The organism is Sphingomonas aerolata (assembly GCF_023935825.1).
Classification (GTDB): Bacteria; Pseudomonadota; Alphaproteobacteria; order Sphingomonadales; family Sphingomonadaceae; genus Sphingomonas; species Sphingomonas aerolata.
On the sequence record NZ_CP098762.1, the window covers coordinates 2542342 to 2565909 of the forward strand.

General features: G+C 67.8%; 16 protein-coding genes and 1 tRNA gene. 14 read left to right on the forward strand and 3 right to left on the reverse strand.

From position 1 onward, the window contains the following. Positions 1–9: 9 nt before the first annotated feature. Complete coding sequence (locus tag NEF64_RS11565; protein WP_056407755.1) at positions 10–3333, reverse strand: hybrid sensor histidine kinase/response regulator; 3324 nt, start codon at positions 3331–3333, stop codon at positions 10–12. A gap of 155 nt (positions 3334–3488) precedes the next feature. Between NEF64_RS11565 and NEF64_RS11570 the strand changes: the two genes are divergently transcribed. From NEF64_RS11570 to NEF64_RS11625, 12 genes are all read left to right on the forward strand, one after another. After that, on the forward strand, positions 3489–5123 hold the full coding sequence (locus NEF64_RS11570) for an NAD(P)/FAD-dependent oxidoreductase (RefSeq protein WP_056407753.1): 1635 nt from the start codon (positions 3489–3491) through the stop codon (positions 5121–5123). Between the two features lie 60 nt (positions 5124–5183). Next, the gene (locus tag NEF64_RS11575; RefSeq protein ID WP_056407751.1) at positions 5184–6173 is read left to right on the forward strand and encodes a cell wall hydrolase; all 990 of its coding nucleotides are present in this window, start codon (positions 5184–5186) and stop codon (positions 6171–6173) included. A gap of 94 nt (positions 6174–6267) precedes the next feature. After that, complete coding sequence (locus NEF64_RS11580; RefSeq protein WP_051916613.1) at positions 6268–6495, forward strand: hypothetical protein; 228 nt, start codon at positions 6268–6270, stop codon at positions 6493–6495. 110 nt (positions 6496–6605) lie between these two features. Continuing rightward, positions 6606–7898 carry a dicarboxylate/amino acid:cation symporter gene (locus tag NEF64_RS11585; RefSeq protein ID WP_056407749.1) on the forward strand — a complete coding sequence of 431 codons (1293 nt, stop codon included), beginning with the start codon at positions 6606–6608 and terminating at the stop codon, positions 7896–7898. Between the two features lie 144 nt (positions 7899–8042). Next, positions 8043–9638, forward strand: coding sequence for an isocitrate lyase (locus tag NEF64_RS11590; RefSeq protein ID WP_031395893.1), 1596 nt, complete (start codon positions 8043–8045; stop codon positions 9636–9638). A 398-nt stretch (positions 9639–10036) separates the two neighbouring features. Continuing rightward, positions 10037–10714: an ABC transporter ATP-binding protein gene (locus NEF64_RS11595; RefSeq protein ID WP_056407747.1), complete on the forward strand. Its 678-nt coding sequence runs from the start codon at positions 10037–10039 to the stop codon at positions 10712–10714. Continuing rightward, positions 10711–13221, forward strand: a complete 2511-nt coding sequence (locus tag NEF64_RS11600) for an FtsX-like permease family protein (protein WP_252573762.1) — start codon at positions 10711–10713, stop codon at positions 13219–13221. The genes NEF64_RS11595 and NEF64_RS11600 overlap by 4 nt, the downstream gene beginning before the upstream one ends. Further along, positions 13221–14282, forward strand: coding sequence for a lipocalin-like domain-containing protein (locus NEF64_RS11605; protein ID WP_056407744.1), 1062 nt, complete (start codon positions 13221–13223; stop codon positions 14280–14282). Before NEF64_RS11600 ends, NEF64_RS11605 begins: the two co-directional genes overlap by 1 nt. 96 nt (positions 14283–14378) lie before the next feature. Then, entirely contained in the window at positions 14379–15404 is a 1026-nt protein-coding gene (locus NEF64_RS11610) for a sulfate ABC transporter substrate-binding protein (protein WP_056407742.1), read from the forward strand. 30 nt (positions 15405–15434) lie between these two features. Next, positions 15435–16301: a sulfate ABC transporter permease subunit CysT gene (gene cysT, locus NEF64_RS11615; RefSeq protein ID WP_056408686.1), complete on the forward strand. Its 867-nt coding sequence runs from the start codon at positions 15435–15437 to the stop codon at positions 16299–16301. After that, entirely contained in the window at positions 16298–17137 is an 840-nt protein-coding gene (cysW, locus tag NEF64_RS11620; RefSeq protein WP_031395573.1) for a sulfate ABC transporter permease subunit CysW, read from the forward strand. The genes cysT and cysW overlap by 4 nt, the downstream gene beginning before the upstream one ends. Beyond that, positions 17134–18165, forward strand: a complete 1032-nt coding sequence (locus NEF64_RS11625; protein WP_056407738.1) for a sulfate/molybdate ABC transporter ATP-binding protein — start codon at positions 17134–17136, stop codon at positions 18163–18165. The genes cysW and NEF64_RS11625 overlap by 4 nt, the downstream gene beginning before the upstream one ends. Positions 18166–18218: 53 nt before the next feature. On the opposite strand, the gene NEF64_RS11630 is transcribed toward NEF64_RS11625, so the two are convergent. Together NEF64_RS11630 and NEF64_RS11635 are read right to left on the reverse strand one after the other, a co-directional pair. Continuing rightward, positions 18219–18303 (reverse strand) — tRNA-Leu (locus NEF64_RS11630). Positions 18304–18457: 154 nt separating this feature from the next. Beyond that, positions 18458–21526 (reverse strand): TonB-dependent receptor domain-containing protein, encoded by a 3069-nt coding sequence (locus NEF64_RS11635; RefSeq protein WP_082446970.1) that lies wholly within the window; start codon positions 21524–21526, stop codon positions 18458–18460. Positions 21527–21729: 203 nt separating this feature from the next. On the opposite strand from NEF64_RS11635, the gene NEF64_RS11640 reads away from it, so the two are divergent. After that, positions 21730–22743: a glycosylasparaginase gene (locus NEF64_RS11640; RefSeq protein WP_056407736.1), complete on the forward strand. Its 1014-nt coding sequence runs from the start codon at positions 21730–21732 to the stop codon at positions 22741–22743. A 4-nt stretch (positions 22744–22747) separates the two neighbouring features. After that, entirely contained in the window at positions 22748–23515 is a 768-nt protein-coding gene (locus tag NEF64_RS11645; protein WP_043157898.1) for a copper homeostasis protein CutC, read from the forward strand. Positions 23516–23568 lie beyond the last annotated feature (53 nt).

A 23568-nucleotide genomic window follows, 5' to 3' on the forward strand; every position in this document is an offset into this window, starting at 1 on the left:
GTCAGCACCTCAAACCGCAGCCGCGGCCGCCGATGCCTGTTCGAGGAATGCCCATAGCTCGCCTGGCACCACCGGCTTGGTCAGGACGGTGATCCCGGCACAGCGCGGATCGTCCGCCGCGCTGCGGTCCGCGGTCACCAGCGCGATCGCGGGCGCCGGCGCCATCGCCGACAATCGTTCGGCAACGTCCAGTCCGTCCTGCGCCACCTCGAGATGGAAATCGATCAGTGCGACGTCGGGCTCCTCGTCCGCCGCCAGCGTCATCGCCTCCTCGATCGTCGCCGCCAGCAGCGGGACGCAGCGCCGCGACCGGAGCGCGGCGTCGAGCGCCGCGAGAATGGCGGCATCATTGTCGAGGCACAGGACGCGCAGCCCCGGCGGCAGGTCGCGCAGGACCGGGGCCGTCCTGGCACGATCGGGCAGCGTCGCATGCGCCGCCAGCGGAACGCGAACGGCGAAGGTCGACCCCGCACCCGGCTGCGACCGCAATTCGATCCGCAGGTCGAGCAGTTGCGCGATCCGCTGGACGATCGCCAGCCCCAGCCCGACACCGCCGCCCGCGCTGCCCTTGCTCTCCACCCGCTCGAACTCGGCAAAGATCCGTTCACGGTCACCCGCCGCAATTCCCGGCCCGCTGTCCCGCACCTCGACCAGGACGTCACCGCCGCGCCGCCGCGCGCCGATCCAGATCCGCCCCGACGGGGTATAACGCACCGCATTCGACAGGAAGTTCTGCAGGATCGAGCGCAGCAGCGACCGGTCGGTGGCGACGATGTGCGTCCCCGGGTGCGAGGCGAGGATCAACGCGCGTTCGCCGGCAAGCGGCCGGAACTCGGCAGCCAGTTCCTCGATCAGGTCCCCGAGCACGAACTGCTCGATCTTCGGCACGACCCCGCCCGCGTCAAGCCGCGACACGTCGAGCAAGGCCCGCAGCAGCGTATCCGCCGACCCGATCGCGCCATCGATCGCGCGGACCAGGTCGGCCTGGTGCGGCGCCTTGCCCTCGTCGAGCGCCGCGCAGAACAACCGGGCGGCATGAAGCGGCTGGAGCAGGTCATGGCTTGCCGCGGCAAGGAACCGGGTCTTGTCGCGCGTCGCGGTCTCGGCATGCCGCCGCGCCTCGTCGAGCATCGTGTTCGTTTGGGCCAGATCATGCGTCCGCGCCTCGACCCGGGCCTCCAATTCCGCCTGCGCGGTCTTCTCCGCGGTGATGTCGGTGAAGCTCTGGACATAGCCGCCGCCCGGCATGGCCTGACCCACTGTCTTGATCCACCGCCCCGACGGTCGAAGCCGCTCGAAACTGTGCGGAAGGCCGCGTTCGAGATGTGCGAGCCTGCGCGACACATGCGCTTCGACGCCGCCCGGGCCGCATTCGCCGCGCTCGGCATTGTAGCGGATCAGATCGGCGATCGGCCGTCCGGCGATCACATAGTCTTCGGGATAGTCGAACATCTCGACATAGCGCGGATTCCACGCAACGAGCCGCAGGTTGGCGTCGATCACGCTGACGCCCGGGTCGATCGTCTCGAGCGTTGCCGACAGCAGCGACCGTGAGAAGCGCAGGCTGCGCCCCCGCTGGTCGAGCAGCCGGACGACGTCGCCGACCTCCATCGCCGATCCCGCCAGGCTCGACGTCACGATCAGCCGCGCCGAGGGTGCGCCGATCACCCCCGCGATCAGCCTTTCCGCCTGACGGGCGGCGCGTCCGTCGATCGGCGCGCCCGCATCGCGTGACAGCGGGTCCAGCCCCTCTGCGGCTTCGGCATCGCCGACGAATCGCGCGACCAGGATCTTCAGCTCGCCAAAGGTCGTGACGTGATCCAGCACGCTGTGCCGCCCCCCGAAGACCCGCCGCCGCGCCGCGTACAGGTGCAGCACCGCCATCAGCGCGATATTCACGCCCAGGCTCCAGACCGTGCCGTTGACCAGCGGCGATCCGAGCGCGACCCGCATCAGCGCATCGGGGTCGAGCAGTCCGCCGCTCGCTTTCGCAAGACTGGCGCCGAAGCCACCCAATACCGAGGGCATCAACAGGCAATAGGCCCAGACGACGACGCCGCCGATCAAGCCGCCGCGCGCCGCCCGGGTATCGGCAAAGCCCCAGCCGACGGTGGCGATCAGCGCGGGCGCGAACTGCGCGACGCCGGCGAACGCGATCAGCCCGATCGATGCGAGCGACAGCTCGTCGCCGATACTCGTGCCGTACCACAAAGCCGCGGCGACGATCGCGGCGATGATCACGCGCCGGACACGCAGCAGCCGCCTCCCCAGATCGCCCTCCCCGCCATCGGTCTGCCGCCGCAGCAGCAATGGGGCCAGCAGGTCGTTGGTCGCCATCGTCGACAGCGCGATCGTCTCGGCGACGACCATCGCGGTCGCGGCGGAAAACCCGCCGATGAACGCGAGCAGCGCCATCGGATCATTGTCGCGCGCCAGCGGGACCGCCAGCACATAGAGGTCGGGTCGCGTATCGGCTGGCAGCACCGCCAGCCCCGCGAGCACGAGCGGCAGGACCATCACCGAGATCACCGCGAGATAGGCGATGAACGGCCAGCGCGCGCGCCGCACCGCCGCCGGGCCGCTCGCTTCGAGGATCCCGACATAGAATTGACGCGGCAGGCACAGGATCGCGCAGGCGGATAATAGCGTACGGACGAAGAAATCGGGGGTCAGTGCGCCGGGCGCGAAACCCTCGACGAAGCCGGTCAGCGGCGGCGCGATCCGCGCGGCCGGCATCGTCGCAAGCAGCGTCAGCGCGAATCCGCCAAGCGCCACGAAGCAGAGCAGCTTGATCAGCGATTCCGCCGCGATCGCCGCGACCACGCCGGTATTGCCCCCCGCCACTTCATAGCGTCGCGCGCCGAAGCTGATCGCGAACGTCGCCAGCAGCAGCGCGACGAGCGGCCCGACCAGCACCGATCCACCGATCCCGACCAGCGCGCCGAAGCTGAGCGTCACCGAGCGCAGCTGCAGCGCGATATAGGGGATCGACGCGACCAGCGCGGTCCCCGCGACGATCGCCGCGGTACTCCGGCTGCGACCATAACGCGCCGAGATGAAGTCGGCGATCGAGCTCGACCCTTCATCGCGCGCCAGCCGGACGAGCTTGGTCAGGAATCCCGGCGCGAGCAGGAACACCAGCGCCGGGCCGAGGTAGATCGACAGATAATCCCAGCCGCGCGTCGCCGCGGTGCCGACGCCGCCGAAGAACGTCCAGCTGCTGCAATAGACGGCCAGCGACAAGGGATAGGCGATCCGCGCCATGCGCGGCGAAAGCCCGCGCCGATCGACGACCCAGGCGATCCCGAACAACGCGGTGCCATAGGCAAGCATCGCGGCGATGACGACGGCGCTGTTGATCGGCTAGCTCCCTAGTTGCCGGATGCCGATATCGTGCAGTCCGGGCCGTCCCAGGGCAAGGCCCGCCCGGTCTGCGCTTCGGTACTACAGCTCATGGCGAAACCCCGCGGCCCGCGTTACAGGGCCCCATGCTCCGCATCACCGAACTCAAGCTTCCGCTCAACCATGCCGACGAAGCGATCCCAGCCGCGGTCTGCAAGCGGCTGCGCATCACCCCCCGCGAATTGATCCGCTACACCGTCGCGCGGCGCGCGCATGACGCGCGCGACAAGATGGACATCCAGCTCGTCTATTCGATCGACGTCACCGCGAAGAACGAGGCGACGATCCTCGCGCGGTTCCGCAAGGACCGCCACGTCAACACGACCCCCGATACCGGCTACCGCCACGTCGCCAAGGCACCCGAGACGCCGGGCGCGCGTCGCCCGGTCGTCGTGGGAACAGGGCCGTGCGGCCTGTTCGCCGGCCTCATCCTCGCACAGATGGGGTTCCGCCCGATCATCCTCGACCGCGGCAAGCTGGTCCGCGAACGCACCAAGGACACCTGGGGCCTGTGGCGCCGCAGCGTCCTCAACCCAGAATCCAACGTCCAGTTCGGTGAGGGGGGCGCGGGCACCTTCTCCGACGGCAAGCTGTGGAGCCAGATCAAGGATCCGCGCCATCTCGGCCGCAAGGTCATCACCGAGTTCGTCAAGGCCGGCGCTCCCCCCGAGATCCTGACCGAGGCGCATCCGCATATCGGCACGTTCCGGCTGGTGACGATGGTCGAGGCGATGCGCGCGACGATCGAGTCGCTCGGCGGCGAATATCGCTTCGAACACCGCGTCGACGATCTCGACATCGCGGTCGATGCGGACGGCACACGGCGCATCCGCGGGCTGCACCTGCATACCGGCGACTATCTCGAGGCGGATCATGTCGTGCTCGCGGTGGGGCACAGCGCGCGCGACACCTTCCACATGCTGCACGATCGCGGCGTATTCCTGGAGGCGAAGCCCTTCTCGATCGGCGTGCGCATCGAACATCCGCAATCCTGGATCGACGAGGCGCGGTTCGGCCCCTGTGCCGGCCACCCCGATCTCGGCGCCGCCGCGTACAGCCTGTCGCATCACTGCACGAACGGGCGCACCGTCTACAGCTTCTGCATGTGCCCGGGCGGTACCGTCGTCGCGGCGACGTCCGAGGAAGGCCGCGTCGCCACCAACGGGATGAGCCAATATTCGCGCAACGAGCGCAACGCCAATTCGGGACTCGTCGTCGGCATTGATCCTGCGCGTGACTATCCCGGCAATCCACTGGCGGGCATCGAATTGCAGCGCCACTGGGAATCGCGCGCCTATGTCGCCGGCGGATCCGATTATAAGGCCCCCGCGCAGCGCCTCGGCGATTTCCTCGCCGGCCGCCCGTCGAGCGCGCTCGGCACGGTCATCCCGTCCTACCGCCCCGGCGTCCACCTCACCGACCTCGCCGAATGCCTTCCCGAGTTCGCGGTCACCGCGATGCGCGAGGCGCTGCCGGTATTTGGTCGCGACATTCCCGGCTATGACCACCCCGATGCGGTCCTCACCGGGGTCGAGACGCGTACCTCGTCCCCCGTCCGGATCACGCGCGGCGACGATTTTCAGAGCCTGAACACGATCGGCCTGTTCCCCGCCGGGGAGGGCGCGGGCTATGCCGGCGGCATCCTCTCTGCGGGCGTCGACGGCATCAAGGTCGCCGAGGCGGTCGGGCTGAGCCTCGTCGGCGCCACGCCGGGGGCTTAACCACTATCTAACATCCGGGTGGTACGCGCAGGCTTCCTGTCACGACGCGCGATCTACCCCATGCTCAAGAGAACAGTGCTCGGTTTCGCCGCGATCGCCGCCAGTACCTCGTGCGTTCCCCCGTCGACGCGCGTGGCTGCACCGACGGCCGGCGTCCCGGTCCGCGACGCAGCAGAAGCGCGCAGCCTGCTCGCCGGGCTCGCGCTCGAGGCGCCCGCCGAACCACTCGACCGCGCCTTTGCCGGCTCTGCCGCCTCCACCGACGACCCCCCGCGCACCCTCGCCGCCGCGCCCGCTTTTCCCGGCGCCGCGCAAAGTGACGACGACCGCCAGCGCGCAATCGCCTGCCTGACCGCCGCGGTCTATTACGAGGCACGCTCCGAACCGACCGATGGCCAGCGCGCCGTCGCACAGGTCGTGCTCAACCGCGTGCGCGATCGCGCCTTTCCGCACAGCGTCTGCGGCGTCGTCTATCAGGGGTCGACCCGGCGCACCGGCTGCCAGTTCAGCTTCACCTGCGACGGCTCGATGAACCACCCCCGCGACGGTGCCGCCTGGGCAAGGGCCGCATCGGTCGCGCGCGCCGCGTTCGACGGCAGCGTCTTCGCGCCGGTCGGCGCCTCGACCTCCTACCACGCCGCTTCGATCCTGCCCTGGTGGGCGCCAAGCCTCAGCCGGGTCGGCGCAGTCGGTGCGCATATCTTCTATCGCTGGCGCGGCGCGATGGAGCGCGCGCTGAGCTTCCGCCAGACCTATGCGGGCGTCGAACCGACCCGCGTTGCGGCGCCCGATACGATCCTCGCCGCGTCCCCGTCCACCTCTACCGAACCCGGTACGGCGGGATCCGGCGTCACCGTCCATCGCGGCCGGACCATGCCGGGGGTGGAGACTGCGATGTCGGCACCATCTGAGTCCTCCGCCGCAACACCACGCGTGCATCTGGCGTCGGGTGTCCGCATTCATATCGGTTCGGCACATGCCGGCCCGGTCCTTGGCGGGGGCGCCCCGCTGCCGGTCGTTTCGATTTCCGAGGAAAGCGATCCGACCTGATCGCCCTTTGGGGGGTGCCACATCGCGACGGGCGCGGTATCGCCGGCCCCATGCTGCTCCACCTGCCCTGCCCAATGACCCGTTTCGGACCCCGATGCTGACCGCCAGCGAATTGCGCGATCGGCTCGTGACCGTGCTGACCCGCGACCATCTCGGCGACCGGCGTCGCTGGCGCATGGCGGTCGGCGAGGTCCGGGTCTATTCGACCGACACGCACGCGCATTGCAACTGGTCGGTCACGCCCTCGGGCAGCGCTGAGGACATCGACCGGATCGAGACGCTCGTCGACCGGTTTCGCGAGGAATTCCCGATCATCCGCTGATTGGCGCGCCGCGCGACCGACAAGCTCGGCTATCCCGGCAAGGACAGCGTCTTCGTTGCACCGCACCATGCAGAAGCTGTATTTCGTTCGGTTCATACGGGACAGCGGCCATGCAGACATTACGGCGATCGTTCGGATTACAGGTTCTGATCGGGATGATCGCCGGGCTCGCGCTCGGCTTCGTCGCGCGCGGGACCGGCGCGGGATCTGGCCTCGCGGAAACGCTGCGCATCGTCGGCGAGATCTTCGTTCAGTTGCTGAAAACTCTTGTCGTCCCGCTCGTCTTCACCGCGATCATCGCGTCGATCGCCGCGCTGCGCGATCTCGACAATGCGCGGCGGCTGGTCATCAGCACGCTCGCCTGGTTCGCAATCACCGCGCTGATCGCGGTGTCGATCGGCATCGTCCTTGCGCTGGTGATCCAGCCCGGCGTGACCGCGGGGGTCAGTGCCGCCAGCGCGGTCGCGCCGACGACCGCCGGGTCGTGGCTCGACTTCCTGCGCGGGCTCGTCCCTGCCAATATTCTCGGGCTCGAGGCGTCGACCAAGCTGACCGACGAGACTGCGCGGACCGCGCTGTCGTTTAACGTCCTGCAAATCATCGTCATCGCGATCACGATCGGAATCGCCGCGGTCCGGATCGGTGATGCGGGCGCGCCGTTCCTCGCCTTCAACGCATCGGCGCTCGCGCTTTTCCGCCGCATCCTGCGCTGGGTGATACGGTTGACGCCGATCGGTACGGGCGCGCTGCTCGGCAACGCGATCGTGCGCTATGGCTGGCAGTCGCTCTCGGCGCTCGGCGCGTTCAGCATCGCGGTCTATGCCGGACTCGCGATTGTCCTTTTCGTGGTCTATCCATTGCTCCTGCTTGCCAACGGGCTCAGCCCGCGGCGGTTCTTCGCCGCTGCCTGGCCCGCAATCCAGCTCGGCTTCGTGTCGCGCTCGTCGATCGCCGCGCTGCCGGTGACCGAGGATGTCGTCGAACGCGGCCTCGGCGTCCCCCGCACCTATGCAGCCTTCGCCGTACCGCTCGCCGCCACGACCAAGATGGACGGGTGCGCCGCGATCTACCCCGCGGTCTCGGCGATCTTCGTCGCGCAATATTACGGTATCCCGCTGCATGCCGCCGACTATGTGCTGATCGTGCTCGTGTCCGTGCTCGGGTCGTCCGCCACCGCAGGGCTAACTGGCGCGGTCGTCATGCTGACGCTCACGCTGTCGACGCTCGGCCTCCCGCTCGAGGGCGCAGGCCTGCTGCTCGCGATTGACCCGATCCTCGACATGGGCCGCACCGCGGTCAACGTTGCCGGGCAGGCGCTTGTCCCGACGATCGTCGCCAAGCGGCAGGGTCTGCTCGATCCGGCACTACACGACGCCGGCACCGCGCAGGCCGCCACGGCATAACAGCGCGCTGTCACAAACGTGACAACGAGACTCAGCCGGACGCAGGAGTTTGACAGCGCGACGCTGTAGCCATCGGTTCGACCCGGGCGATTCGTTGTCATGTTGTGTACCGATCCGTCATCAAATGCGGAACGAGGATGCAGCATGACCTTCCAGACCGACCTTACCCAGATCGACCAGCTGATCGCCGCGCGGAACGGCACCTGGGACGGAATTTCCGCCGAATCGGTCGCCCGGATGCGCGCACAGAACCGCTTCCGCTCGGGTCTCGATATCGCCCGCTACACCGCGGGGATCATGCGTCGCGACATGGCCGCCTATGACGCCGACCCGGCGAACTACACCCAGTCGCTCGGCTGCTGGCACGGATTCATCGCGCAGCAGAAGATGATCAGCATCAAGAAGCATTTCGGCACCACCGACCGCCGTTACCTCTATCTCTCAGGCTGGATGGTTGCCGCGCTCCGGAGCGAATTCGGGCCCCTTCCCGACCAGTCGATGCACGAGAAGACGAGCGTCCCCGCGCTGATCGAAGAGCTCTACACCTTCCTGCGTCAGGCCGATGCGCGCGAGCTCGGCATGCTGTTCCGCGACGTCGATACTGCGCGCGAAGCGGGCAACGCGATCGAGGAAAAGCGCCTGCTCAACGCGATCGAGAACCACCAGACTCACGTCGTCCCCGTCATCGCCGATATCGACGCAGGCTTCGGCAATGCCGAGGCGACATACCTGCTCGCGCGCAAGATGATCGAGGCGGGGGCCTGCGCACTCCAGATCGAGAACCAGGTCAGCGACGAGAAGCAGTGCGGCCATCAGGACGGCAAGGTCACCGTCCCGCACGAGGACTTTCTCGCCAAGGTCCGTGCCTGCCGTTACGCCTTCCTCGAGCTCGGCGTTGAGGACGGCATCATCGTCACGCGCACCGACTCGCTCGGCGCTGGCCTCACCAAGCAGATCGCGGTCAGCAAGACGCCCGGCGATCTCGGTGACCAGTACAACTCGTATCTGGATTGCGAGGAGATCGACCCCGCGACCGCGCAGAATGGCGACGTCATCCTCAACCGCGACGGCAAGCTGCTCCGCCCGAAGCGCCTGCCCTCGAACCTGTTCCAGTTCCGCGCCGGCAGCGGCGAGGATCGCTGTGTGATGGACTGCATTGCGAGCCTGCAGAAGGGCGCCGACCTGCTCTGGATCGAGACCGAGAAGCCGCACATCGAACAGATTGCCGGCATGGTCGACCGCATCCGCAAGGTCGTGCCCAATGCAAAGCTCGTCTACAACAACTCGCCCAGCTTCAACTGGACGCTGAACTTCCGCCAGCAGGTGTTTGATGCGTGGAGCGAAGCCGGCCGCGACGTGTCGGCCTATGACCGGACGCGCCTGATGAGTGTCGAGTATGACGGCACGCCGCTCGGCGACGAGGCTGACGAACGCATCCGCACCTTCCAGGCGGATTCGGCAAAGCGCGCCGGCATCTTCCATCACCTGATCACGCTGCCGACCTATCACACCGCGGCGCTCTCAACCGACAATCTCGCCAAGGAGTATTTCGGCGATGCAGGGATGCTCGGCTATGTAAAGGGCGTCCAGCGCAAGGAAATCCGCGAGGGCATCGCCTGCGTGAAGCACCAGAACATGTCGGGCTCGGACCTGGGCGACGACCACAAGGAGTATTTCGCGGGTGAGGCGGCGCTGAAGGCCGGCGGCGTCCACAACACGATGAACCAGTTCGCGGCCTGACGCCCAAGCCGGAGCGCAAGCTCCGGCGCGGACCAGCGTCAGGCCCGGCCGGCGGGGCCAAAAGCCCCGTCCGACGCCGCGGCTTCGCCGCGGCGCTGGTCTGTTCCAACGCCCAGTAAAGACGCGCATGCCTACCCAAAGACACCTCCCCGGCGAAGGCCGGGGCCCAGTTGGGGGACGGTTATGGCAGGCGTCGCCTTTCGTTACTCCCACCTCTCCAACTGGACCCCGGCCTCCGCCGGGGAGGCGCTATTAAGGGCGCCGCGGGAGCACGCGGCATCGGCCAACCCAAAGCTCACCCCTTCGCAGCCACACCCCCACAAAAACCAGCCCCCAAGACAACCCATAGCAACACCGCCACGCTGTCCCCCGGCCCCGCGCCGTGGCATGAGCCGCCCATGCAAGACCGCGCCCTGCTCCGCGTCACCGCGCTCGAAAAGTCGGTCCCCGGCGGCCGCCAGCTCTTCCGCGGGCTCGACCTCACCGCGCGCGCCGGCCAGCTGATCGCGATCGTCGGCGAAAGTGGCGTCGGCAAATCGACGCTGCTCAACATCCTCGCCGGGCTCGATGCGCCCGATGCAGGGCATGTCGCGATCGAGGACACGATCCTCGACACGCTCGACGAGGCCGCGCTGACGCGGTTGCGCGCGACGCGGATCGGGTTCGTGTTCCAGGCCTTTCACGTCCTGCCCTATCTGACCCTTCGCCAGAACGTCGCGCTTCCGCTCGCGCTCGTGTCGACCGACCGTCGCGTGATCGCCGACCAGGCGCAGGCGATGCTCGCCCGGGTCGGGCTCGGCACCCGCGGCGACGGCTATGCGCGCGACCTGTCGGGCGGCGAGCTGCAGCGCGTCGCGATCGCGCGCGCGCTCATCCATCGTCCCGCGCTGATCCTCGCCGACGAGCCGACGGGCAATCTCGACCCCGACACCGCTGCGAAGATCCTGACGCTGTTTTCCGACGCGGTTCGCGAACAGGGCGTCGCCGCGATCATCGTCACCCATTCGGCGGCGGCCGCCGCGATCGCCGACGATGTTCTGACGCTGACCGCAAACGGGCTGGAACGCGCGCGATGAGCATCCTGTCGGCGCGGCTCGCGCTGGGCTGGATGATCGGTGGCGAGTGGCGCGCGCATCCCGCGCGGCTCGCCCTCACCGCGATCGCGATCGCCATCGGTGTCGCACTCGGCTTCGCGGTCCACCTCGTCAACGGATCGGCGCTGTCGTCGTTCGAAGGCGCATTGCGCACCGTCAAGGGCAGCGCGGATCTTCAGGTCAACGCGACCAGCCCGCTCGGCTTCGACGAGGCGCTCTATCCCAGAGTCGCGACCGCGGCCGGAGTCGCGGACGCGAGCCCGGTCGTTATCCTGCGCGCGACGATCGGGAAACGGCCCGTCACCCTGCTCGGCCTCGACGTGATCCGCGCGGCACAGGTCACGCCGTCACTTGTGGGCGTCGCCCCCGCCGGCATCGACCGCCGTGGCGACGCGGCGTTCGACGACGCCGCGCTCTATCTGTCCGCCGCGGCGATGCGCACCGTGAATGCCCGTCCCGGCGCGATGCTCGTCGTCACCGCGAACGGGCGCACCGCGACGATGCGCGTCGCAGGCCGGTTGCCGGGAGTAGCCGAGGGCGAGGCGATCGGCGTGATCGACATCGCCGCGGCGCAGTGGCGCTTCGACCGGCTCGGCCGCCTCGACCGGATCGACGTGAAACAGCGGGACGGCGCCGCCCCTCCACGCCTCGCCACCATCCTCCCGCGCGATGCGACGATCGGCAGCGACGAGAGTGATGCGACCCGCAGCGACGCCCTGTCACGCGCGTACCGCGTCAATCTCGACATGCTCGCGCTGGTCGCATTGCTGACCGGCGGGTTCCTCGTCTTTTCCGCGCAGTCCCTGTCAGTGGCCCGCCGGTTGCGGGCCTTTGCACTCGTCCGCACGCTCGGCCTGCCGCGCAACGGGATCGTCGCGACCGTCGCGCTGGAGGGGCTGGCGATCGGCGTGATCGGCGCCGCGCTCGGGCTGCTGCTCGGCTATGCGCTGGCCTATGCCGCGCTCGCCCGGTTCGGCGCGGACCTCGGCGCAGGCTATTTCGCCGATGGCCGCGTCCGGCTGGCCTTCGCGCCCGCCGCCGCGGTCGGCTTCTTCGCGCTCGGCCTGCTGGCAGCGGTCGCGGGCAGCGTCCTGCCGGCGCGGATCGCGGCGCGTGCCGCCCCCGCCGCGGCGCTGCGCAACGCCGGCGACGTCATCGACCCCCGGACCCCCATGCCCGTCCGCCCCGCCGCCATCCTGATGCTGCTCGGCGGTGGCGCGGCGCTGCTCCCGGCGATCGGCGGCCTGCCGCTGTTCGGGTTTGCGAGCATGGCGCTGATCCTGGCAGGCGGCATCGCCGGCATGCCCTGGCTCGCGCGCACGCTGCTCGCACCGATCAGCCGCGGTGCCGGGCGGTCCGTCCCCGTCGACCTCGCGATCCGCCACCTCCACGGTGCCCCCGCCCAGGCCGCCACCGCGCTGTGCGGAATCGTCGCGAGCACCGCGCTGATGATCGCGATGGCGGTGATGGTCACCAGCTTTCGCGGCGCGGTCGACGAATGGCTGGGTCAGGTCCTCTCGGACGATCTCTATCTTCGGGTCGAGGGTGGCACCGGGCTCGATCCCGCGGCGCAGGCTCGGTTGCGCACAGTGCCCGGCATCACAGCGATCGCGTATAGCCGGCAGATCCCGCTGACGCTCGCGCCGGACCGGCCGCCCGTCTCGTTGATCGCGCGCCCGGTTGTGACCGATGGCCCCGACCCCAGCCTCGTGCTGCTCGAAAGCGGACGCGCCCGCCCCGCCGGCACCGCGCCGATGTGGATCTCGGAGCCCGCCGCGCGGCTCTACGGCTGGTCGGTCGGCGACAGCGTCACGCTGCCGATCGCCGGCCGGTACGTCGTCGCGGGGATCTGGCGCGACTATGCCCGCCAGCAAGGCGCGATCATCGTCCGCGACACCGACTATACGCGCGCCACCGGCGACCGCACGCGGGCCGAGGCGGCGATCACGCTCGCCCGCGGCGCGGATCCCCGCACCGTCGAGCGCGCGCTGACCGCGGCGGCGCCCCCGGCGCTCGCCGGCCTCGTCTCGATCGCGCGCCCGGCCACCCTGCGCCGCTATGCCCTCGAACTCTTCGATCGCAGTTTCGCCGTCACCTATCTGCTCGAGGGGGTCGCGATCCTCGTCGGGCTGGCGGGCGTCGCCGCGACCATGTCCGCGCAGACGATCGCCCGCACGCGCGAATTCGGGATGCTCCGGCATATCGGCGTCGCAAAGCGGCAGATCGTCGCGATGCTGGCGACCGAGGGGGCGTTGCTCGGTCTCGTCGGTGGCATCGCCGGGATCACGCTCGGCGGGGTGATGGCACAGGTGCTCGTCCATGTGATCAATCCGCAGTCGTTCAACTGGACGATGGCGACGCGCATCCCCTGGGGTAGCGTCGGCGGAGTAGCACTTGCGCTGATCGTTGCGGCGGCGGGTACCGCGGTGCTTGCCGGCCGGCGCGCGATCGCCGCCGATGCGGTCCGCATGGTCAGGGAGGACTGGTGATGCGCCCCGTGTTTACGTTTGCAGCGCTGGCGCTGACCGCCGCGACGCCGGCCGCGACCGGCTATCCCGTCGTCCGTCCCGGCGCCTCCTTCACCTTCCCGCGCGAACACGGCGCGCATCCGGCCTTCCGCACCGAATGGTGGTATGTCACCGGTCTGCTGAAGACGCAGGAGGGTCGCAACCTCGGCTTCCAGATCACCTTCTTCCGGACCACCCCGGGCACCGACGCGGCGAACCCCAGCCGCTTTGCCCCCAAGCAGATCCTGTTCGCGCATGCGGCCATCTCCGACCCCAAACTCGGCCATCTGCTGCACGGGGAGCGCGCGGCACGGACGGGGTTCGGCCTGGCCCAGGCACGCATCGGCGATACCGACGTCACACTCAAGGACTGGCATATCCGCAGGCGACCCGACGGCCGGTTCACGACCACCGTTACCACCGGCGATTTCGCGCTGACGTTGACGCTGACACCGCGCCAGCCGCCCCTGCTGCAGGGCAAGGCCGGTTACAGCCAGAAGGGCCCGAAGCCCGAACAGGCGAGCTATTATTACTCGATCCCGCACCTCGCGGTGGCGGGGCTGCTGGTGCGGCACGGCACACCGCAACGCGTCACCGGACAGGCATGGCTCGACCGGGAATGGTCCTCGGACTATTTGGGCGGCGGCGCGGTAGGCTGGGACTGGACCGGGCTCAATCTCGACGACGGGGGAGCGCTGATGGCGTTCCGCATACGTGGCCGCGACGGCAAGCCGCTCTGGGCGGGCGGATCGCTGCGCCGCGCGGATGGGCGCGTCGTCCGGTTCGCGCCCGCCGACGTCCGGTTCGATCCGCTCCGCCAGTGGCGTTCGCCGCGCACCGGGGCGCTCTACCCCGTGACGCAACGCCTCACCGTCCGCCTTCCCGAAGGGGTCCGCCGCTTCCGCCTCGATCCGCTGTTCGCCGATCAGGAGCTCGACGCGCGGCGCAGCGGCATGCCCGTCTATTGGGAAGGTGCGGTCCGCACGGCGGGCGGCAGCGGCTATCTCGAGCTCACCGGCTATGCCGATCCGCTGCAGATGTGACACCTGCCGGATACCCAGGCTTTGGCATGGCCAAGCTTTGCGGCTATTCCCCACCACTACCGACGCGATAGGGATTACGCGAACCGGAGGGACTGGATGAGACTGAACCGCACGCATATCGGCCTGGCGCTTGCTGCGATCGTCGCGGGCTGCTCGTCGCCCTCGAGCACGGGCAAGGACGGATCGGTCGAGTTGCTCAACGTCAGCTACGATCCGACCCGCGAACTCTACAAGGCGGTGAACACCGCGTTCGCCGCCAAGTGGAAGCAGGACACCGGCCAGACGGTGCGGTTCAACATGAGCCATGGCGGATCGGGCAAGCAGTCGCGCGCGGTGATCGACGGCCTGGGCGCCGACGTCGTCACGCTGGCGCTCGCCTATGACGTCGATGCGATTGCCGAGCGTGCGAAGCTGCTGCCGGCCAATTGGGAAACGCGGCTGCCCGACAACAGCGCGCCCTATACGTCGACGATCGTGTTCCTGGTCCGCAAGGGCAATCCCAAGCAGATTCGCGACTGGAGCGATCTGATCAAACCCGGCGTCCAGGTGATCACGCCCAACCCCAAGACCAGCGGCGGCGCACGCTGGAACTTCCTCGCGGCCTGGGCCTATGGGAAGAAGGCTGGAGGCGGATCCGACGCCGCCGCGCAGGCCTATGTCTCGCAGCTCTACGGCCATGTCCCGGTCCTCGATTCGGGCGCACGCGGCGCCACCACCACCTTCGTCGAGCGCGGGCTCGGCGACGTGCTGATCGCCTGGGAGAACGAGGCGTTCCTGTCCGAAAAGGAACTCGGCAGCGGCAAGTTCGACATCGTCGTGCCGTCGATCTCGGTGCTCGCCGAGCCATCGGTCGCGGTCGTCGACGCCAATGCCAAGGCGCACGGTACCGAGAAGGTCGCTGAGGCCTATCTCCGGTTCCTCTACACGCCCGAGGGCCAGGACATCGTCGCCAAGAACTATTATCGCCCCCGCGATCCTGCGGTGCTGGCGCGCTATGCGACGTTGTTCCCGAAGATCGAGATGCGCACCATTCGCGATTTCGGTGGATGGAAGGTTGCGCAGGCCCGCTTCTTTGCAGACGGCGGCGTGTTCGACCGGATCTATTCGGGTCCGAAGCGCTGATCGGGAATGCGATCGTTCGGATCCTCGTCGGTGGCTGACGTCGCGCGCCTCGGCGCCAGGCCCGGCCGCGCTCGCCGCGCGCGACGGTCGGTCATTCCCGGGTTCGGGCTGACGATGGGGCTGACGATCGTCTGGCTATGCCTGATCGTGCTCATCCCGCTGTCGACGATCTTCCTGCGCGCGGCGGGGCTTGGCTGGGACGGGTTCGTCGCGGTCGGGCTCTCGGCGCGCGCGCTGTCCGCCTACAAGCTCAGCTTCGGTACCGCGCTGCTGGCCGCGTCGGTCAACGCGGTGTTCGGCCTGCTGATCGCCTGGATCCTCGCGCGCTATGAGTTTCCGGGCAAGAAGTTCGTCGACGCCGCAGTCGACCTGCCCTTTGCGTTGCCGACCGCGGTCGCGGGCATCGCGCTGGTGTCGCTCTATGCCGAAAACGGCTGGATCGGGTCGCTGCTGGCACCGCTCGGCATCCGCGTCGCCTACACCCCGCTCGGCGTCGTCGTCGCGCTCATCTTCATCGGCCTGCCGTTCATCGTGCGCTCGGTCCAGCCCGTCCTCGCCGATCTCGGCGCCGATGTCGAGGAAGCCGCAGCGACGCTCGGGGCAACCCGGTGGCAGACGTTCAGCCGGGTGATCCTGCCCGCCATCGCACCCGCGCTCCTGACCGGCTTCGCGCTCGCCTTTGCGCGCGGCGTCGGGGAATATGGCTCGGTCATCTTCATCGCGGGCAACATGCCGTACAAGTCGGAGATCGCCCCGTTGCTGATCGTCACCCAGCTCGAGCAGTTCGACTATCCCGGCGCGACCGCGATCGCGTGCGTCATGCTGGTCGCCTCCTTCTCGATGCTGCTGCTGGTCAATCTGCTCCAGGCGTGGCGTGCGAAGCGGAGCGCGAAATGACCCGCGCCGCCTCAAGCGAAAGCCCCGTCGCCCGGCGGATCCTGATCGGCGTCGGTCTCCTCTTCCTCGCGCTCTTCCTCGCACTGCCGCTCGTCGTCGTGTTCGTTCAGGCCTTTGCCAAGGGCTGGCCGATGTTCGTCGACGCGATCGGCCAGCCCGATGCGCGTGCGGCGATCCGGCTCACCCTGCTGGTCGCGGCGATTTCGGTGCCGCTCAACTGCGTGTTCGGCGTTGTCGCGTCCTGGGCAATCACCAAGTTCGACTTCCGCGGCAAGAGCCTGCTCATCTCGCTCATCGACCTGCCCTTCTCGGTGTCGCCCGTCGTCGCCGGCCTCATCTTCGTGCTGATGTTCGGCGCACAGGGCTGGTTCGGGCCGTGGCTGATCGCGCACAACTGGAAGGTCATCTTCGCGGTGCCCGGCATCGTCCTCGCCACCGTGTTCGTCACCTTCCCGTTCGTCGCGCGCGAGATCATCCCGCTGATGGCCGAGCAGGGCCGCGACGACGAGGAAGCCGCGGTGTCGCTCGGTGCGTCGGGGTGGCAGACCTTTTGGCACGTCACCCTGCCCAATATCCGCTGGGGCCTGCTCTACGGCGTGCTGCTCTGCAACGCACGCGCGATGGGGGAGTTCGGCGCGGTGTCGGTGGTGTCGGGCCATATCCGCGGCCTGACCAACACCATGCCGCTCCACGTCGAGATCCTGTACAACGAATATGACTTCGTCGGCGCGTTTGCGGTGGCATCGCTGCTCGCGTCGCTCGCGCTCGTCACGCTCGTGTTGAAGAGCCTGCTCGAATGGCGGTTCGGCTATCATCAGGCAAGGAGTGCGCATTGAGTATCGTCATCGACGCCGTATCCAAACGGTTCGGCCAGTTCGCCGCGCTGAACGACGTCAGCCTCGAAGCGCGTCCCGGCGAGTTCCTCGCGCTGCTGGGGCCCTCCGGCTCGGGCAAGACGACGCTGCTCCGCATGATCGCAGGGCTCGACTTCCCCGATAGCGGCCATGTCCTGTTCGACGGTGCCGACATGACGGGGACGCCTGCGGCCGAACGCCAGATCGGCTTCGTGTTCCAGAACTACGCGCTGTTCCGTCACATGACGGTCGCCGACAACATCGCGTTCGGCCTGACCGTGCGTGCACGCCGCGATCGTCCGGCCAAGGCAGACATCCGCGCGCGTGTCGCCGAGCTGCTCGACCTGATCCAGCTGCCCGATCTGGGCCATCGCTATCCAGCACAACTCTCGGGCGGTCAGCGCCAGCGTGTCGCACTGGCGCGGGCGCTCGCGGTCGAGCCCCGCCTGCTGCTGCTCGACGAACCCTTTGGCGCGCTCGATGCCAAGGTCCGCAAGGACCTGCGCCGCTGGCTGCGCGAGCTCCACGACCGGCTTGGCCTGACCTCGGTGTTCGTCACGCATGATCAGGAGGAGGCGCTCGAGCTTGCCGACCGCGTCGTCATCATGAACCGCGGTGTCATCGAACAGATCGGGACCCCGCGCGAAGTCTATGACATGCCCGCCACGCCGTTCGTCTCCGAATTCGTCGGCGAGACCAACCGCATCCCGGTGACGGTCGCCGATGGCCGCGTCCTGCATCACGGACAGGCGCTCGACGTTTCTCCGAAGGCGCTCGCCAACGGACCGGCCGAACTGCATTTCCGCCCGCACGAGGCGCTATTGGGGGATGACGCTCCCGGTGCGCTCCCGATCGTCGTCGGCGCCGTGCACAAGCGGGGTGGTACGTGGCGCGTCGAGGCGCGTGTCGACGACATTGCGGTCGAGATCGACACGAGCGGTCCCTTGCCTGAGCGTGGCGCTCGTGCGGGGCTTCGCTTCGACGATGTTCAGATTTTTCCGGCTTCGTAGCCGTAGAGCCGGGCCGACTGGTTTCGGTCGCCCGGGCTCTTAAACAGTAAAGGTGGTGCGGGTGGCCGGGGTCGAACCGGCACTCCTTTCGGAACAGGATTTTGAGTCCAGCGCGTCTACCAATTCCACCACACCCGCACGACCGCCCTGCAGGCTTCAAGCCCCGGGCAGCGGCGGTTTCGCTAGACCATGCGATCCACGCCCGCAAGCACGAACCCGCCTCTCCATCCCCGAACGCGCGCATAAAAAAAGGCCCGCCGTTTCCGGCGGGCCTTGAGGTGGGGGTACGGGATCAGAACCTGACGGTAGCACCAACCGCCAGATTGCGACCAAGCGAGTCGTAGCGCTGCGGGATCGTGTTGGTCCGTGCCAGCGCGACATTGTAGGAATCGGGCACGATCGGCGCGCTCTTGTCGAGCAGGTTGTTCGCGATCAGGCGCAGCGAGAACGCCTTGTCGATCGCAAAGTTGAGCGCGAGATCGAAATAGCTCTTCGGCGAGACGCGGAAATAGCTGGTCCGCTCGCGCTCGGGCGTGCCGCCGATCGCCGGATCACCCGAATTGTCCGCATTCGTCAGCGAACCGACATAGCGCCAGTTGAACGACGCACTGAACCCCTTGTCGACCGTCGTATAGGTCGCGCGCAGGCCGTGCGACCATTTCGGGATCAGCTGACCGCAGCCATTGCCGTAATAGCCTGCGCAGTTGCGGGTCGGCTGGACCGGCGAGTCCTGACCACCAGCAAAAGTCGTCAGCGAGCCGTTGAAGTTCCAGTCGATCTTGCCGACGCTGGCGAGATCGAGCGTGTACTGCGCCTGGAAGTCATAGCCGCGGGCGATCGACTTGTAGAAGTTGGTCGTACCCTGGCGGATGAAGCCGGTCGTTGGGTTGCTCGCCGCGTCCGAGTAGAGCGTGCCAGTGCCGGGATTGCGGACAATGCCCTGACAGAAGAACGCGTCGCCGTTCGAACGCTGACAGCCATCGGTGTAATAGCTGAAGTCGTTATAGCCGAGCGAGTCGTCGATCTTGATCTTGTAGCGATCGACCGAGAAGACCAGTCCGGGAACGAAGCGCGGCTTCACGATCAGGCCATAGGTCTGGGTATAGGCCGTTTCGGGATCGGCTTCGAAACCGCCCGAGCGAACCGTACACCCGGTCGCCCCCGTCGATGCATCCCCCGGACAGATCAGCGTCGGGCTGCCGTACAGGGCGTCGGACAGGCCGGTCGCGCGGCAGACCTCACGCGAGGCGACGGGCGTGCCATAGGTCACGCCGCCAGCGGCGTTGGTCGTCACGGTCGGTGCGCAGAAATCGTTGAACGTGCCCGATCCGCCACGGGCGAAATCGACATTGGTCGCTTGCCGGATCTCGGTCACGGTCGGCGCGCGCTGTGCCTTGTTGAACGAGGCACGGAACGTCAGGTCGCTGACCGGGGCGTAGATGCCCTCGATCTTCCACGTGTTGAAGCTGCTCGAATTGCTGCTGTACTTCGAAACGCGATAGCCACCATTGGCCTGCAGCAGTTCCGCGAACGGCTTGTGCTCGATCAGCGGCGCCTGGACCTCGATATTGGCCTCCCAGACGTCCTGCTTGAGATAGGTGTCATTGCCACCAAGCCCGGCGCGGTAGACGCTGTCGGCGGTCGATTTCAGCGTATCCTTGCGATATTCCGTGCCGAGCGCGATTGCGACGCCCTGCTCGGCGAACGGCGAGGTGACGCCGTACTTGCCGAGATCGCCGGTGATGTTCGCCTGCACGTCATACAGCGTACCGATCGTGGTCGACGTGCCGCGGTCGTAGAGATAGTCGATCAGCGCCGGATTGGTGTTGCCCGCGCTGAACGCGTCGAACGGCACGCAGGCGGCGTCGGTGGTCCCTGCGCAGGTCGGTGCCGCGAGCGTCCCGCCGACGTTCAGCGAATTCCGCAGATTGGCCGCGTTGACGAAGCTCGGCGTGTAGTCCTGCTTGTTGCGCGCATAGACGCCGCCGATGTCATAGGTCCATGCATCGCCAGCCTTGCCGCGCAGGCCGCCGGTCAGGCGCAGACCGGTGTTCAGATAGCTGTCCGGCTGGTCATTGCCCTCGCCGAGGCGATAGCGGATGTCGATCGGCGCAAACGCCGCGGTACCCGCTGCCGCACCGCAAATCGTGCTGGCCTGCGAAGCCGACAGGAACGGATTGTTGCAGTTCACCTGGACGTTGCCGCCCGCGATCGCCGGGTAGTTGTTGTACGACTTGTCGCGGAACCAGATGCCCGATGCATAGACTTCGGCGTCCGGCGCGACGTCGAGGCTGACGAAGCCACCCGCATTCACGCGCTCGGACGGGCGCTGATAGGCATAGTTGCTGAAATAGTTCGACGCATTGCCCGCGCCGGTGCCGAACGGCACGAAGGTGCGCGTGCCATTGGGGTTGTTGACATACTGCCCCGTCGCGACGCCCTTGCTGTCGAGCGGCGAAATCAGGCCGCTCGTCGAGCTGCTCGGCGTCAGGCCGCACGAGATCGGCGCGTTGAGGCTCGTCTGCGTGAGGTAGCAGCCGGAGTTCGACCGCTCGGACAGCAGGACCTCGTCGGTATGCTTGTAGTTGACGAAGCCGTTGATCCGCAGCGCACCGTCGAAGAACTTCTTGCCCGCGGTCAGCGTGACGTCGGCACGGCCGCCATCGTTGGTCAGGCCGCGCGGGCTGTTGAAGCCGGCTGCGCGTGCCAGCGACGAGACGACCGTGTCCTTGTTGTTGTGGTTGTAGAAATTATAGTTGCCGTCGAGCTGGATGCCTTCGAAATCCTTTTTCAGGACGAAGTTGACGACGCCGGCCACCGCATCGGACCCGTAGACCGACGACGCACCACCGGTCAGGACGTCGACGCGCTCGAGCAACGACGGCGGGATGATGCCCACGTCCTGCCCGTTCTGCGTGCCGAGGCGCTTGCCGTCGATCAGCACAAGCGTCCGCTCGAACCCGAGGCTGCGCAGCTTGATCCGCTGCCGGCCGTCCGAATCATTATAGGTCTGCTGGCTGTCGGGCGCGACCTGCGGGAGGCGGTTGAGCACGTCCTCGACATTGACCGCAGCCTGGGCGCGGATGTCCTGCGACGTGACCGAGGTGATCGGTGCGGCGGAGGTCATGTTCGGACGCTGGATGCGCGATCCGGTCACGACGATGTCGCCTCCGCCAGCGCGGTCTTCGGCGGGCGGCGCGTCGACGGCGCTGGTCGCGGTCGCCGCATCCGCCTCGACCTTGGCCTCCGCGGGCGTGGTAGCCTCGGCCTGTGCCGGCGTGACCTGTCCAATCGCCGGGGTCGCGGACACCATCAGTGCCCCCGCAAGCGCCACATAAGACGCCGAATTACGCACGTTCATACTAAAAACCCTTGTTTGGGCCAGCGTTGTCGCCTGCCCCCGTCTCCTTCGTAAGGTTTTGGTCATAATCGGGTCTCAGTCAATACCTTAGTAAGACCACTGTGTAACGTTTCGGACCGGATGTTGTAAAATGGCCATACGACTGGTCGACTGCCGTGACTTGCGATACGACTGGGCGCCAGGGTGACAACAGGGGGCTGCTGATGAAGACGAGACGATCGTTGCTGACCGCGTTTGGTGGTATTGGAGCGGCCCTGCCCTTTGTTGCGCCGATCGCCCGCGCGCGCGCCGCAACCGGCGCCCCTGCGCCTGCGCTGATCGTGTCGACCTGGGATTTCGGTGCTGCAGCCAATGCCGCAGCCTTTGCCCGCAGGAGCGCCGGCGGATCGCTGATCGATTCGGTCGAGGCCGGCGCGATGGTCCCCGAAGCCGATCCGGACAATCACAGCGTCGGCTATTCGGGCTATCCCGACCGCGACGGCCATGTCACGCTCGATGCGGTCATCATGGATGATGCGGGCGGCGTCGGCGCAGTCGCAGCGCTCGAGAACACGATGCACGCGATCTCCGTCGCGCGGCGGGTGATGGAGCGGACACCGCACACCATGCTCGTCGGCGAAGGCGCGACGCGGTTCGCGCGTGACCAGGGCTTTAAGCAACAGTCGTTGCTGACGCCCGAGGCGGAAAAGGCGTGGCGCGACTGGCTGAAGACCGCGGATTATCGCCCCGAAGCCAATAGCGAGAACCGCATCACACGGACGCCCGGTGGCGCGCTCGACCATGACACGATCGGCCTGCTGATGCGCGACCCGACGGGGCGGATGGCCGGCGCCTGCACCACATCGGGCATGGCGTTCAAGATGCGCGGCCGGGTCGGCGATTCGCCGCAGGTCGGATCGGGACTCTATGTCGAGGCAGGCGTCGGCGGCGCGACCTCGACCGGGCTGGGCGAGGAGGTCACGCGTGTCGCAGGGTCGGCGCGCGTCGTCGCATCGATGCGCGCGGGCGCGTCACCGCAACAAGCCTGCGAAGAGGTGGTCCGCCATATCGCGCGGCTGCGCGGCGACGCGATACGCGGCGTGCAGGTCGGCTTCCTCGCGCTCGATACGAAGGGCGCGGTCGGAGCCTTCTGCCTGCTGCCGGGCTTTACCTACGCCGTCACCGACGCGCGCGGCAGCACCACGGTGCTGAAGGCGCGCAGCTTGTTCGCGAGCTGACCGCATGATGCGCGACGCCATGACGCTCGAAGTCTGTGTCGAGGATCTCGACGGCATCGATGCCGCGGTGGAGGGCGGCGCCGACCGGATCGAGCTGTGCGCCGCGCTCGCGGTCGGTGGCTTGACGCCGCCTGCGTCGCTGATCCGCGCGGCGGCGCAGGCGCCCCTCCCCGCGCACCTGCTCGTACGCCCGCGTGAGGGCGGCTTCGCCTACACCCCGCGTGAGATCGCGTTGATCGCCGACGATATCGTCACCGCTGCGCACGCCGGTCTCGCGGGCATCGTGATCGGCGCAACCCTGGCCGACCACCGGCTCGATGCGACAACCTTGGCCATGCTGATCGCGCACGCACGGACGCTCGGCAGCGAACGCGGCAGACCGCTGTCGCTGACGCTGCACCGCGCCTTCGACGTGTGTTCCGATCTTGGCACCGCCCTCGACACCGCGATCGAACTCGGCTTCGACCGGGTCCTCACTTCGGGTGGGACGCCCAGGGCAATCGACGGGGTCGAGGCAGTGGCCGACCTGCATCGCCAAGCCGCCGGACGCATCATCATCCTCGCGGGCAGCGGCGTGTCCCCGCAATCACTGCCTGCACTGCTGCGCACCGGCATCACCGAAGTCCACGCGTCGTGCCGTCAGCCGATCGCCGGCGGTGCCGACCCGGTGGACGTGCGATTCGGTTTCGCCGCGCCGAACCGCACCGCGACCAGTACGGACCGCATCCGCCAGCTGTCGCATATGCTTACGCAGAAACACACGCTTGAATAAGACCAATCTATAACTTACGCTTGGCATAATCCAACGACGAAGGCCGCCATACG